This is a genomic window from Pseudomonas sp. RC3H12, from assembly GCF_018596375.1.
Taxonomy (GTDB): domain Bacteria; phylum Pseudomonadota; class Gammaproteobacteria; order Pseudomonadales; family Pseudomonadaceae; genus Aquipseudomonas.
Map to the genome: position 1 here is coordinate 5,085,264 of NZ_CP075595.1, position 13,052 is coordinate 5,098,315.

Sequence of the window (13,052 nt, forward strand, 5' to 3'; positions counted from 1 at the left end):
AAGTGCTCAACCCTGTCGCGATCAAGGATGCCCAGGCCGTGCCCGAAGAGATGGTGCAGACGCCGCCCGACCTGCCGGCGGTAGCGCAGCCGGAACCTGTCGCTGAAGCCGCCCCTGCTCCAGCGCCTGCGCCGGCTCCGGCGATCGCCGTGCCGAGCCTGGACGACAGCAGCCTGTACATTCATCGCGAGCTTTCGCAGCTGCAGTTCAATATCCGCGTGCTGGAGCAGGCGCTGGACGAGTCGTACCCGCTGCTCGAGCGCCTGAAGTTCCTGTTGATCTTCTCCAGCAACCTGGACGAGTTCTTCGAAATCCGCGTGGCCGGCCTGAAGAAGCAGATCAACTTCGCCCGCGAACAGGCCGGCGCCGACGGCCTGCAGCCGCACCAGGCGCTGGCGCGCATCAGCGAGCTGGTGCATCTCGAAGTGGATCGCCAGTACGCGATCCTCAACGACGTGCTGCTGCCGGAGCTGGAAAAACACGCCATTCGCTTTATCCGCCGCCGTTACTGGACGCCCAAGCTCAAGACCTGGGTACGGCGCTTCTTCCGCGACGAGATCGCGCCGATCATCACCCCGATCGGCCTCGACCCGACCCACCCGTTCCCGCTGCTGGTGAACAAGAGCCTGAACTTCATCGTCGAGCTCGAGGGTGTCGACGCCTTCGGCCGCGATTCGGGCCTGGCGATCATTCCGGCACCGCGCCTGCTGCCGCGGGTAATCCGCGTGCCGGAAGACGTGGGTGGGCCTGGCGACAACTATGTGTTCCTGTCGTCGATGATCCATGCCCATGCCGATGACCTGTTCCAGGGCATGAAGGTCAAGGGTTGCTACCAGTTCCGCCTGACCCGTAACGCCGACCTGGCGCTGGACTCCGAAGAAGTCGACGACCTGGCCCGGGCCCTGCGCGGCGAGCTGTTCTCGCGCCGCTACGGCGATGCGGTGCGCCTCGAGGTGGCCGACACTTGCCCGAAACACCTCTCCGACTACCTGCTCAAGCAGTTCAGCCTGAGCGAGAGCGAGCTGTACCAGGTCAACGGCCCGGTCAACCTGACCCGCCTGTTCAGTATCACCGGGCTCGACAGCCACCCGGAGCTGCAGTACACGCCGTTCACCCCGGCGATCCCCAAGCTGCTCGTCAATGCCGACAACATCTTCAGCGTGATCGGCAAGCAGGACGTGTTGCTGATGCACCCGTTCGAGTCGTTCACCCCGGTGATCGACCTGCTGCGCCAGGCCGCCAAGGACCCGCACGTGCTTGCCGTGCGCCAGACGCTCTATCGCTCGGGCGCCAACTCGGAGATCGTCGACGCCCTGGTGGACGCGGCGCGTAACGGCAAGGAGGTCACTGCGGTGATCGAATTGCGCGCCCGCTTCGACGAAGAGTCCAACCTGCAGATGGCCAGCCGCCTGCAGGCCGCTGGCGCGGTGGTGATCTACGGGGTGGTCGGTTTCAAGACCCACGCCAAGATGATGCTGATCCTGCGCCGCGAGCAGGGCGAGATCGTGCGTTACGCGCACTTGGGGACCGGCAACTACCACGCCGGCAACGCCCGCCTGTACACCGACTACAGCCTGCTGACCTCCGACGACGCCCTCACCGAAGACGTCGGCAAACTGTTCAGCCAGTTGATCGGCATGGGCAAGACCCTGCGCATGAAGAAGCTGCTGCACGCGCCCTTCACCCTGAAGAAGGGCATGCTCGACATGATCGCCCGGGAGACCCAGTTCGCCCTGGAGGGCAAGCCTGCGCACATCATCGCCAAGTTCAACTCGCTGACCGACGCCAAGATCATCAAGGCGCTGTACAAGGCCAGCCAGTCGGGCGTGCGCATCGACCTGGTGGTGCGCGGCATGTGCTGCCTGCGTCCGGGCATCCCGGGCGTTTCGCACAACATCCATGTGCGCTCGATCATCGGCCGCTTCCTCGAGCACACCCGGGTGTTCTATTTCCTCAATGGCGGCGAGGAGCAGATCTACCTGTCCAGTGCCGACTGGATGGAGCGCAACCTCGACAAGCGCGTCGAGACCTGCTTCCCGGTGGAAGGCAAGAAGCTGTTGCTACGGGTCAAGAAGGAACTGGAAGGCTACCTGACCGACAACACCCAGGCCTGGACCTTGCAGCCGGACGGGCGCTACGTGCGCAGCACCCCGACCGGCAACCAGAACCCGCGCAGTGCCCAGGCGACCCTGCTGGAGCGCCTGAGCAACCCGGTGCTCAACGTACGCTGAGGACGAAGCCGACCCGGGCCAGCCACTCCGCCTCGTTGGCGAAGTCGGCCTGGGTCAGCTGGTTCTGTTCCAGCCAGTTGCCAGGGAAAACCACTTCCAGGCTGTTGTCGCCGGCGTGCAGCACCACTTTCGGCATCTGCTGGGTGCCGCGGATGTGGTGGAAGAGAATGGCGAAGCGCAGCAGTACGCACAGGCGGATCAGCTTGATGCCTTCGTCGCCGAACTCGGCGAACTTGTCCTTGGGAATGTTGCGGCGATGGCCGCGCACCAGCAGTGCCATCATCTGCTGGTCTTCGCGGGAGAAGCCGGACAGGTCGGAGTGCTCGATCAGGTAGGCTCCGTGCTTGTGGTAGTGATAATGGGCGATATCCAAGCCCACTTCATGCACTTTCGCCGCCCAACCCAGAAGATCGCGCCAGTTGCCCTCTTCTAGGTCCCATGCCTTGGCTACCTGGTCGAAGGCGTGCAGCGCCTTGCGCTCCACGCGTGCGGCCTGGCCTTGATCGACGTGGTAGCGCTCCATCAGCGAGTTCAGGGTGCGCTCGCGCACGTCCTCGTGGTGATGGCGGCCCAGCAGGTCGAACAGCACGCCCTCACGCAGGGCACCGTCGCAGTGCTCCATGCGCTGCAGCTCCAGCGCGTCGAAGATCGCCTCGAGGATGGCCAGCCCCGCCGGGAAGATGGTGCGGCGATCGGGTTTGACCCCTTCGAAGTCGATCTTGTCGGTCTCGCCCAGCTTGAACAGCTTGCGCTTGACCCAGGCCAGGCCCTCGGCGTTGACCTCGCCATTGCCCAGGCCGCCGGACTTGATAGCGGCGCCGATGGCACGGATGGTCCCGGACGAGCCGATCGCCTCGTCCCAGGTCAGGCGGTGCAGGGCGTTCTCGATGCTCATCAGCTCCAGGCGCGCAGCGGTGTAGGCCTGTGCGTAGCGCGCCGGGGTGATCTTGCCGTCGCGGAAATAACGCTGGGTGAAGCTGACGCAGCCCATTTGCAGGCTTTCGCGCAGCAGCGGCTCGAAACGCTGGCCGATGATGAACTCGGTGCTGCCGCCGCCGATGTCGGCGACCAGGCGCTTGCCCGGGGTGTCGGCCAGGGTGTGGGACACGCCCAGGTAGATCAGGCGCGCCTCTTCACGGCCGGAAATGACCTCGACCGGGTGGCCGAGGATGGCTTCGGCGCGCAGGATGAATTCGTTGCGGTTGCGTGCTTCGCGCAAGGCGTTGGTGCCGACGATGCGCACCGCGCCCTGTGGCATGCCGTTGATCAGTTGGGCGAAGCGCTTGAGGCATTCCAGGCCGCGTTGCATGGCTTCTTCGCTGAGCCTGCGCTCATCGTCGATGCCGGCGGCGAGCTGAACCTTTTCTCCAAGCCTTTCGAGGATGCGGATTTCCGTGTGATGGGCCTTGGCCACGACCATGTGGAAGCTGTTGGAGCCCAGGTCGATGGCGGCGATCAGAGACAGGTTCTTCGCGGTGGTATGCGGCATGGTCTGGAGGTTCTCGGTCGTTAACCCGGCAATCGTGCCACGATCGTGGTCCTACGCCAACGAGCGGCACGGCAAGGCTTGATGCATGGCAATGTCATAGCAATGTTATGACCGTGATATGACAGTTTCGATTCGTGGCGTCTTGCACAACTATAGTTACACTCAATCGTCTGTGGCTTCCTGTCGCGCCTGGGTGCGGCTATGATGGGCAACGTTTTTTTGTGCTTACGACCTGGAGATATCCATGAGCAGCGATCTTATCAAACATGTCACCGACGCCAGCTTCGAAGCCGACGTACTCAAGGCTGAAGGCGCGGTGCTGGTCGACTACTGGGCTGAATGGTGCGGCCCATGCAAGATGATCGCGCCGGTACTGGACGACATCGCTTCGGAATATGAAGGCAAGGTGACCATCGCCAAGCTGAACATCGACGAAAACCAGGAAACCCCGGCCAAGCACGGCGTGCGTGGTATCCCGACGCTGATGCTGTTCAAGAACGGCAACGTCGAGGCCACCAAGGTCGGCGCATTGTCCAAGTCGCAGCTCAAAGCGTTCCTCGACGCCAGCCTGTGATTGGATGAAGCCCCGCAAATGCGGGGCTTTTCTTTATCTGTTGTAGGTGGTTTTCCTGAGGGCTGGCGAGCCCCGGCCTTGCGACCATCCAGTCGGATAGCCCCGTAAAACACTGGCCAAAACCACTAGACGTCGAAAAAAGCAAGTGTTACATTCGGCCTCGCACTGCTTCTCCAGTGCCCTCTGCACGCCGTCGCCGAAGCATCCCTAATTCGAATCAGTACGCGATCCTGTCGCCATCTAGCGGCGCGGCCTCATTAAGCCAACTGCTTAATTTTTCCCTTCCTTACATGATTACGTCACTCCCCTTATGAACCTGACAGAACTCAAGCAAAAGCCGATTACCGATCTTTTGGAAATGGCCGAACAGATGGGCATCGAAAACATGGCCCGTTCGCGCAAACAGGACGTGATTTTCGCCCTGCTGAAGAAGCATGCGAAAAGCGGCGAAGAGATCTCGGGTGACGGCGTGCTGGAGATTCTCCAGGATGGTTTCGGTTTCCTGCGTTCGGCGGATGCCTCTTACCTGGCCGGCCCTGATGACATCTACGTTTCGCCCAGCCAGATCCGTCGCTTCAACCTGCGCACCGGCGACACCATCGTCGGCAAGATCCGCCCACCAAAGGAAGGCGAGCGTTACTTCGCGCTGCTGAAGGTCGATACCATCAACTTCGACCGTCCGGAAAACGCGAAGAACAAGATCCTCTTCGAAAACCTGACGCCGTTGTTCCCCAACAAGCGCCTGAAGATGGAAGCCGGTAACGGCTCCACCGAAGACCTCACCGGTCGTGTGATCGACCTGTGCGCCCCGATCGGCAAAGGCCAGCGTGGCCTGATCGTCGCACCGCCGAAAGCCGGTAAGACCATCATGCTGCAGAACATCGCGGCCAACATTACCCGTAACAACCCCGAGTGCCACCTGATCGTCCTGCTGATCGACGAGCGCCCGGAAGAAGTGACCGAGATGCAGCGCACCGTGCGCGGCGAAGTGGTCGCTTCGACCTTCGACGAGCCGCCGACCCGCCACGTGCAGGTTGCCGAGATGGTCATCGAGAAGGCCAAGCGCCTGGTCGAGCACAAGAAAGACGTGGTCATCCTGCTCGACTCCATCACCCGTCTGGCGCGTGCCTACAACACCGTGATCCCGAGCTCCGGCAAGGTGCTGACCGGTGGTGTCGACGCCCACGCCCTGGAGAAGCCGAAGCGCTTCTTCGGTGCCGCCCGTAACATCGAGGAAGGCGGTTCGCTGACCATCATCGCCACCGCGCTGGTCGAAACCGGCTCGAAGATGGACGAGGTGATCTACGAAGAGTTCAAGGGTACCGGCAACATGGAGCTGCCCCTGGACCGCCGCATCGCCGAGAAGCGTGTGTTCCCGGCCATCAACATCAACAAGTCCGGTACCCGTCGCGAAGAGCTGCTGACCGCCGACGACGAACTGCAGCGCATGTGGATCCTGCGCAAGCTGCTGCACCCGATGGACGAGATCGCCGCCATCGAGTTCCTGGTCGACAAGCTCAAGCAGACCAAGACCAACGATGAGTTCTTCCTGTCGATGAAGCGCAAGTAAGCGTTTCAGACCGGCATTGATTGGGGCTGCCTTGCAGCCCATCGCGGGGCAAGCCCGCTCCCACGGAATCTGTGGGAGCGGGCTTGCCCCGCGATGGGATCGCAAAGCGGCCCCTTTTCATTTTTTGCCCCCAAACAAGGCGTGAACGGCGCTACACTCTGCACCCCGACCGATACGCCCAACACGAGGCCCTTGCATGCAGTATCGCGATCTACGCGACTTCATTCGTGGCCTGGAACAGCGCGGTGAACTCAAGCGCATCCAGGTTCCCATCTCCCCAGTTCTGGAAATGACCGAAGTCTGCGACCGCACGCTGCGCGCCAAGGGTCCGGCCTTGCTCTTCGAAAAACCCACCGGCTTCGACATGCCGGTGCTGGGCAACCTGTTCGGGACCCCCGAGCGCGTGGCCATGGGCATGGGCGCCGAGTCGACCGAAGAACTGCGCGAGATCGGCAAGCTGCTGGCGTTTCTCAAGGAGCCCGAGCCGCCGAAGGGCCTGAAGGACGCCTGGTCGAAGCTGCCGATCTTCAAGAAGGTCGTGTCCATGGCGCCGAAGGTGGTCAAGGACGCGGTGTGCCAGGAAATCGTGGTCGAAGGCGATGATGTCGACCTCGGCCAGCTGCCGATCCAGCACTGCTGGCCGGGCGATGTTGCGCCACTGATCACCTGGGGCCTGACCGTGACTCGCGGGCCGAACAAGGACCGCCAGAACCTGGGTATCTATCGCCAGCAGGTGATTGGCCGCAACAAGGTGATCATGCGCTGGCTGAGCCACCGCGGCGGGGCGCTGGACTACCGCGAATGGTGCGAGAAGCATCCTGGCCAGCCGTTCCCGGTAGCCGTGGCGTTGGGCGCGGACCCGGCGACCATCCTCGGTGCCGTGACCCCGGTCCCGGACACGCTTTCCGAGTACGCCTTCGCTGGCCTGTTGCGTGGCAACCGCACCGAACTGGTCAAGTGCCGTGGTAACGACCTGCAGGTACCGGCCACCGCCGAGATCATCCTCGAGGGCGTGATCCACCCCGGCGAGATGGCCCCGGAAGGCCCGTACGGCGACCATACCGGCTACTACAACGAGGTGGACAGCTTCCCGGTGTTCACCGTCGAGCGCATCACCCACCGGCAAAAGCCGATCTACCACAGCACCTACACCGGCAGGCCGCCGGATGAGCCGGCGATCCTCGGCGTGGCGCTGAACGAAGTGTTCGTGCCGATCCTGCAGAAGCAGTTCCCCGAGATCACCGACTTCTACCTGCCGCCCGAAGGCTGCTCGTACCGCATGGCGGTGGTGACCATGAAGAAGCAGTACCCTGGCCATGCCAAGCGCGTGATGCTGGGTGTGTGGTCGTTCCTGCGACAGTTCATGTACACCAAGTTCGTTATCGTCACCGACGACGATATCAACGCTCGCGACTGGAACGATGTGATCTGGGCCATCACCACGCGCATGGACCCCAAGCGTGATACGGTGATGATCGACAACACCCCGATCGACTACCTCGACTTCGCGTCGCCGGTATCGGGGCTGGGGTCGAAGATGGGCCTGGACGCCACGCACAAATGGCCGGGCGAGACTACACGCGAATGGGGCCGGGTCATCGTCAAGGACGAGGCCGTCACCCGCCGTATCGATGAGCTGTGGGACCAGTTGGGAATAGATTGATGCAGGTAACCTTGCAGCCTTCCGGGGCGGTACTGGCGGTCGAACCGGGTGAAAGGATTCTGGATGCGGCACGGCGCCTGGGCTATGACTGCCCGAACAGCTGCCGCAATGGCAACTGCCATGTGTGTGCCGCGCTGCTGGTGGAAGGCAGTGTTCGCCAGGAAGGCCAGGTGCGCGATCACGGTGAGCTGTTCACCTGCATCGCCGAGCCGCTGGAGGACTGTGTGTTGCTGTGGGATGGTGTGCTGGCCCTGGGCGAGCTGCCGCTGCGCAAGCTGGCTTGTACCGTGAGCGAGTGCGTCGAGATCGGTGGCGATGTCTGGCGCGTGCGCCTGCGCGCGCCGGCCGGCAAGCCGCCCCGCTACCACGCCGGGCAATACCTGATGATCGAGCGTGAGGGCATGGACAAGGCAGCTTTTTCGCTCGCTTCGGCGCCCCACGGTGGGCGTGAGCTGGAGCTACATGTGCTGGCCCGCGAAAGCAGTGCCGTGCAGTTGATCCAGCAGTTGCAGCGCAATGGCCTGGCCCGCATCGAACTGCCATTTGGTGATGCGCACCTGGCAGAGTTGCCCGACGGCCCGCTGGTACTGATCGCCGCCGGTACCGGTATGGGGCAGATGCACAGCCTGATCGAGCACTGCCGGGCGCAGGGCTTCAAGCACCCGGTGCACTTGTACTGGGGGGTGCGCCGGCCTGAAGACTTCTACCAGATCGAGCACTGGGCCGAGTGGGAGCGCCTGCCGAACCTGTTCCTGCACAAGGTGGTCAGCGATCTGTGCGGTTGGGAAGGGCGGTGTGGCCTGCTCCACGAAGCGGTATGCGAGGACATCTGCGACCTCAACCAGGTGCATGTCTATGCCAGTGGCTCGCCGAACATGGTCTACGCCACCCTCGATGCATTGGTCGAGGCAGGCATGGATGCCCACCGCATGCGGGCTGACGTGTTCGCCTACGCGCCACGCGGGTGAAGTAACCCGGCACGCTGCAAGGGCGTGTCGGGTTTAATAACCAAGTGTTTTCCTGTTGATTATATGGCGGAGATTGTTACCGGTGCGGGTAATAAGTTTCGCTATACTCGGACTATTAGTTTCCGTTCAGCGGATGCTTTAATGAAATCCTGTTTTCGGGGTTGAGTGCAAAGTGCGTTCTGCCTTACGTTAGGTGCCAGGTAAGTCGCCGGGCAAACCCGTTCCCACGCGATCCTGGTAGGCCTTTGTGGAAGCGGGCTTGCCCCGCGATAGCATCCGAACAGGCACGGCAATACCTGCACTTTGGTAGTTCTCAGGAATTAATGGCGGCAGCTCATGTCGACACTTGAAAGTTCATCCTGGCAAGTCTCCTATCCGCCGTCGCTCGACTTCGGCCAACAACTCACCGCCGAACAATTGCATCGCTCGATGCAGGACACGATGTCGCAACATGAGGGCGGCCCGGTCTGGCTGTTTGCCTATGGTTCGCTGATCTGGCGCCCCGAATGCAACTCGGTCGAGCGCCAGCGGGCGCGGGTGCATGGTTATCACCGCGGCCTCTACCTGTGGTCCCACGAACACCGTGGCACCCCGGAGTGCCCGGGCCTGGTGTTCGGCCTGGACCGTGGCGGCTCCTGCAGCGGCTTCGCCTTCCGTCTGGACGAAACCAACCTGCACGACTCGCTGATGGCCCTGTGGCAGCGTGAGATGCCGTTCCCGGCTTATCGTCCGCATTGGTTGAGCTGCCGCCTGGACGATGGTAGCAAGGTGCAGGCGCTGGGTTTCGTACTTGAGCGGCACCTGCCGTGCTACGCGGGCAATCTGCCGGACACCCTGCTCAGCCAGATCCTCGCCAGCGCCAAGGGGCGTTACGGCACCACGCGCGATTACGTGGAGCAGACCCTCAACGCCCTGCGCAGCCACCAGATGCCCGATCGCAACCTGGAAGCGCGCTTCAGGCGTTGCCACAACCTGCGCGAGGTGTGAGCCCCGCGCATCGGGTTCATTCCTGGCCGGCGGCGGTGCCGAGGAACTTGCGCAGGAACTGACGTGTGCGCTCTTCCTTCGGGTTGGCGAACAGCGCCTTGGCCTCGCCCTGCTCGACGATCACGCCCTTGTCGAAGAAGATCACCCGGTTGGCGACATCGCGGGCGAAGCTCATCTCGTGGGTGACGATGATCATGGTGCGCTTCTCCTCGGCCAAGCCGCGGATGGTTTCCAGCACTTCGCCGACCAGTTCGGGGTCGAGCGCCGAGGTGGGCTCGTCGAACAGGATCACTTCCGGCTCCATGGCCAGGGCGCGGGCGATGGCCACCCGTTGTTGCTGGCCGCCGGACAGGCGCCGGGGGTAGGCGTCCTCCTTGCCTGCCAGGCCGACCTTGGCCAACAGGCGCCTGGCCAGCTCGATGGCCTTGTCACGGGGCGTCTTCTTGACGATCACCGGCCCTTCGATAACGTTCTCCAAGGCGGTGCGGTGAGGGAACAGGTTGAAGTTCTGGAACACGAACCCGGCCTGTTGGCGCAGGCGGCGGATAGCACTCTGCTGGCCACCTAACGGACGCTTGGCATCGATGCTGATATCGCCGATCTGGATGCGCCCGGCGTCGGGGGTTTCCAGCAGGTTCAGGCAGCGCAGGAAGGTGGTCTTGCCCGAGCCGCTGGGGCCGATGATGGCCACCACTTCGCCGGGCTGCACGCTCAGGTCGATGCCGTTGAGCACGGTCTGGCCCTTGAACTGCTTGGTCAGGCCTTCTACTACGATCATCTCAATGCTCCTGGTCGTGCTGGTTGACCCGCGCTTCCATGCGGTTCTGGAAGTGCGCCAGGATGCTGCAGAGGATCCAGTAGACCACCGCGACAGCCAGGTACATGGTGAAGACCTCGAAGGTCCGTGCGGTGATCAGCTGCGCCTGGCGGAACAGCTCGGGCACCTGGATGGTCGCCGCCAGGGCGGTGTCCTTGACCAGCGAGATGAAGCTGTTGCCCAGCGGAGGCAGGGCAGTGCGCAGGGCCTGCGGCAGGATCGCCCGGCGCATGGCCTGGGTGCGGGTCATGCCGATGCTGGCGGCGGCTTCCCACTGGCCACGGTCGATCGAGGAGATTGCCGCGCGGAGGATCTCGCAGATATACGCCGCCATGTTCAGCGACAGACCAATCAGCGAGGCCGGGATCGGATCGAGCTCGATGCCGATCTGCGGCAGGCCGAAGTAGATCACGAACAGCTGCACCAGCAGCGGCGTGCCGCGGAAGAACGACACATAGATGCGCGCCAGCCAGTCCAGCGGCAGGATCTTCGACAGCCGCATCAGCGCCAGGGCAAAGCCCAGCACCAGGCCAAAGAACATGCCGCCGACGCTGAGCAGCACGGTATAACCCGCGCCCTTCAACAGGAAGGGCGCGGAATCGACAACGAGTTGCAGGCTTTCAGCGATCATTTGGTGACATCGGCACCGAAGTATTTCTCGGACAGCTTGGCCAGCGAGCCGTCGGCCTTGAGCTTGTCGATGGCCTTGTTCAGCGCATCGAGCAGTTCAGGTTCGCCTTTGCGCAAGGCCACGCCCGATTCCAGCTTGGAGAATTTCTCGCCAGCGAGTGCGGTCGGTTTCTTGTCCTTGGCGGTTTTCTGGACGTACTCGAGTGCAGCCAGGCGATCGATCAGGATGGCGTCGATACGACCGTTGCGCAGGTCGGCGAACTTGGTCGGGTCATCTTCGTAGGTGCGCACATCGGCTGTCGGCACATCCTGTTTCACCCATTGCTCATAGTTGGTGCCCAGGCCGACACCGACCTTCTTGCCACCGAGATCGGCGGCAGTCTTGATGTTTTTCTCGTTGTCACTGCCCTTGAGTACCAGGGCCTGAATGCCGGAAACGGTGTAGGGCTCGGAGAAATCGTACTTCTTCTTGCGTTCCTCGGAGATGGTCACCTGGTTGATCACCACGTCCAGGCGCTTGGATTCCAGTGCGGCGAGGATGCCGTCCCACTTGGTCGGCTGGACCTTGGCCTTGACCCCCAGCTCCTTGGCCAGCAACTCGGACAGCTCGACCTCGAAGCCGGTCAGCTTGCCGTTTTCGTCCTGGAAGCTGAACGGTGGGTAGGTGCCTTCCAGGCCGACGTTGATCACGCCTTTTTCCTGGATGGTCTTCAACTGTTCGCCGGCAAAGGCCTGGCCGAGCAGGCCGGCGCCGAGCAGGAGCGCCAGGCTGGCGTTGAGAAGGGGTTTGGCGAATTTGGTCATGGCATGCCCCGCGCTTGTTGTGGAAGTAGTGAGGTGGCGACTATAGAGGTGGGCTTCATAGGCCGGGAAATAATAAAAAATCAGGTTGTTATTCCAAAGCTGCAAATTGCAGCGGCTTATACCCGACTTAGCTCAGGATGGAATAAAGCGTTGTTTTTTCCAAGAGGCAGATTTGACGTATCGTGTTTTGCACCTCCTTGTAGGAGCGTATGCAAATAGAGAAAGCCGCCTGGCAGGAGAAACACCGTGAGCGAACAACCATCAACCGGGCACTGGCAACTGCAGGGTATCGTCAGTGGCCTGCGCAACGCCCGCGAGCAGTGGCGCAGCAGCAATGGCCGCAGCAGCGGCGAGCAGGGCGGGCGCGAACTGCCGTCGCGCGAGGCGCTGCGGCAGATTCTCGAACAGCTGTGCGGCGCGCTGTTCCCCATGCGCCTGGGGCCGGTGGACCTGCGCGAGGAAAGCGAGGACTTCTATGTGGGCCACACCCTCGACGCCGCCCTCACCGCGCTGCTGGCCCAGGCCCGTCTGGAACTGCGCTACGCGGCGCGCCATGGCAAGACCGATGTGGTCGATGTCGATACCCACGCCCTGCGCCTGATCCAGGATTTCGCCGCGGCCCTGCCGGCGCTGCGCGTGCTGCTGGACACCGACGTACTCGCCGCCTTCCACGGTGACCCGGCGGCGCGCAGCGTCGACGAGGTGCTGCTGTGCTACCCCGGCATCCTGGCGATCATCCACCACCGGCTGGCCCACCACCTCTATCGAGCCGGCCTGCCGCTGCTGGCGCGGATCAGTTCGGAGCTGGCGCACTCGGCCACCGGCATCGACATCCACCCCGGTGCGCAGATCGGCCCGAGCTTCTTCATCGACCACGGCACCGGCGTGGTGATCGGCGAGACCGCGATCATCGGTGAGCGGGTGCGCATCTACCAGGCGGTGACCCTGGGCGCCAAGCGCTTCCCCAGCGACGAGTCCGGCACCTTGCACAAGGGCCTGGCGCGGCACCCGATCGTCGAGGACGACGTGGTGATCTACGCCGGCGCGACCATCCTCGGGCGGATCACCATCGGCAAGGGTTCTACCATTGGCGGCAACGTCTGGCTGACCCGCAGCGTGCCGGCTGACAGCAACATTACCCAGGCGAACCTGCAGCTCGATTGCGAGGGCAAGAAAGCCCTCTAGCTCAAGGCTTTTGAGGCGTGGCGGCGGGAGTTCCCGCCCCCACCTCGATCACGCCCTGGAGCGGCATCGGGTCGCATTGAAATCCAATCCATGTTTAACTTGAACGCTTGTTCAACGAAAAACGCTGGTCCATT

The 13,052-nt window shown here is 62.8% G+C and carries 11 protein-coding genes; 7 read left to right on the forward strand and 4 right to left on the reverse strand.

Translation table 11 applies throughout. From position 1 onward, the window contains the following. Window positions 1-50 precede the first annotated feature (50 nt). Window positions 51-2,231, forward strand: a complete 2,181-nt coding sequence (ppk1, locus tag KHO27_RS23205; protein ID WP_371918078.1) for a polyphosphate kinase 1 — start codon at window positions 51-53, stop codon at window positions 2,229-2,231. Here the strand turns inward: ppk1 and ppx are convergent. Then, a complete protein-coding gene (ppx, locus tag KHO27_RS23210) occupies window positions 2,218-3,720 on the reverse strand; it encodes an exopolyphosphatase (protein ID WP_102684972.1) in 1,503 nt (500 codons plus the stop codon). The two genes, ppk1 and ppx, sit on opposite strands and share 14 nt — an antisense overlap. 244 nt (window positions 3,721-3,964) lie before the next feature. On the opposite strand from ppx, the gene trxA reads away from it, so the two are divergent. From trxA to KHO27_RS23235, 5 genes are all read left to right on the forward strand, one after another. Then, window positions 3,965-4,294 (forward strand): thioredoxin TrxA, encoded by a 330-nt coding sequence (gene trxA, locus KHO27_RS23215; protein WP_110700138.1) that lies wholly within the window; start codon window positions 3,965-3,967, stop codon window positions 4,292-4,294. Between the two features lie 310 nt (window positions 4,295-4,604). Then, entirely contained in the window at window positions 4,605-5,864 is a 1,260-nt protein-coding gene (rho, locus tag KHO27_RS23220; RefSeq protein ID WP_011536308.1) for a transcription termination factor Rho, read from the forward strand. Window positions 5,865-6,060: 196 nt separating this feature from the next. Beyond that, window positions 6,061-7,527, forward strand: a complete 1,467-nt coding sequence (gene ubiD / locus KHO27_RS23225; RefSeq protein ID WP_046857534.1) for a 4-hydroxy-3-polyprenylbenzoate decarboxylase — start codon at window positions 6,061-6,063, stop codon at window positions 7,525-7,527. Beyond that, a complete protein-coding gene (locus KHO27_RS23230; RefSeq protein WP_214500834.1) occupies window positions 7,527-8,495 on the forward strand; it encodes a CDP-6-deoxy-delta-3,4-glucoseen reductase in 969 nt (322 codons plus the stop codon). Before ubiD ends, KHO27_RS23230 begins: the two co-directional genes overlap by 1 nt. A 336-nt stretch (window positions 8,496-8,831) precedes the next feature. Further along, on the forward strand, window positions 8,832-9,482 hold the full coding sequence (locus KHO27_RS23235; protein ID WP_046857532.1) for a gamma-glutamylcyclotransferase: 651 nt from the start codon (window positions 8,832-8,834) through the stop codon (window positions 9,480-9,482). Window positions 9,483-9,498: 16 nt separating this feature from the next. Here KHO27_RS23235 and tcyN read toward each other — a convergent pair whose 3' ends face one another. From tcyN to tcyJ, 3 genes are read right to left on the reverse strand one after another with little or no spacing between them, the layout of a single operon-like run. Beyond that, window positions 9,499-10,260, reverse strand: coding sequence for an L-cystine ABC transporter ATP-binding protein TcyN (gene tcyN / locus KHO27_RS23240; RefSeq protein ID WP_214500835.1), 762 nt, complete (start codon window positions 10,258-10,260; stop codon window positions 9,499-9,501). Between the two features lies 1 nt (window position 10,261). Beyond that, window positions 10,262-10,930 carry a cystine ABC transporter permease gene (gene tcyL, locus KHO27_RS23245; RefSeq protein ID WP_046857530.1) on the reverse strand — a complete coding sequence of 223 codons (669 nt, stop codon included), beginning with the start codon at window positions 10,928-10,930 and terminating at the stop codon, window positions 10,262-10,264. Further along, on the reverse strand, window positions 10,927-11,733 hold the full coding sequence (tcyJ, locus tag KHO27_RS23250) for a cystine ABC transporter substrate-binding protein (protein ID WP_023630289.1): 807 nt from the start codon (window positions 11,731-11,733) through the stop codon (window positions 10,927-10,929). The genes tcyL and tcyJ overlap by 4 nt, the downstream gene beginning before the upstream one ends. A 246-nt stretch (window positions 11,734-11,979) precedes the next feature. On the opposite strand from tcyJ, the gene epsC reads away from it, so the two are divergent. Beyond that, on the forward strand, window positions 11,980-12,918 hold the full coding sequence (epsC, locus tag KHO27_RS23255; protein WP_046857529.1) for a serine O-acetyltransferase EpsC: 939 nt from the start codon (window positions 11,980-11,982) through the stop codon (window positions 12,916-12,918). The last annotated feature ends 134 nt before the right edge of the window (window positions 12,919-13,052 follow it).

What these genes read in the sequence shown, in the direction of transcription:
- trxA (WP_110700138.1), top strand. Translation starts at nt 3,965, where the DNA reads ATGAGCAGCGATCTTATCAAACATGTCACCGACGCCAGCTTCGAAGCC.
- ppk1 (WP_371918078.1), top strand. Translation starts at nt 51, where the DNA reads ATGGTGCAGACGCCGCCCGACCTGCCGGCGGTAGCGCAGCCGGAACCT.
- rho (WP_011536308.1), top strand. Translation starts at nt 4,605, where the DNA reads ATGAACCTGACAGAACTCAAGCAAAAGCCGATTACCGATCTTTTGGAA.
- ubiD (WP_046857534.1), top strand. Translation starts at nt 6,061, where the DNA reads ATGCAGTATCGCGATCTACGCGACTTCATTCGTGGCCTGGAACAGCGC.
- tcyL (WP_046857530.1), bottom strand. Translation starts at nt 10,930, where the DNA reads ATGATCGCTGAAAGCCTGCAACTCGTTGTCGATTCCGCGCCCTTCCTG.
- ppx (WP_102684972.1), bottom strand. Translation starts at nt 3,720, where the DNA reads ATGCCGCATACCACCGCGAAGAACCTGTCTCTGATCGCCGCCATCGAC.
- tcyN (WP_214500835.1), bottom strand. Translation starts at nt 10,260, where the DNA reads ATGATCGTAGTAGAAGGCCTGACCAAGCAGTTCAAGGGCCAGACCGTG.
- tcyJ (WP_023630289.1), bottom strand. Translation starts at nt 11,733, where the DNA reads ATGACCAAATTCGCCAAACCCCTTCTCAACGCCAGCCTGGCGCTCCTG.
- KHO27_RS23235 (WP_046857532.1), top strand. Translation starts at nt 8,832, where the DNA reads ATGTCGACACTTGAAAGTTCATCCTGGCAAGTCTCCTATCCGCCGTCG.
- KHO27_RS23230 (WP_214500834.1), top strand. Translation starts at nt 7,527, where the DNA reads ATGCAGGTAACCTTGCAGCCTTCCGGGGCGGTACTGGCGGTCGAACCG.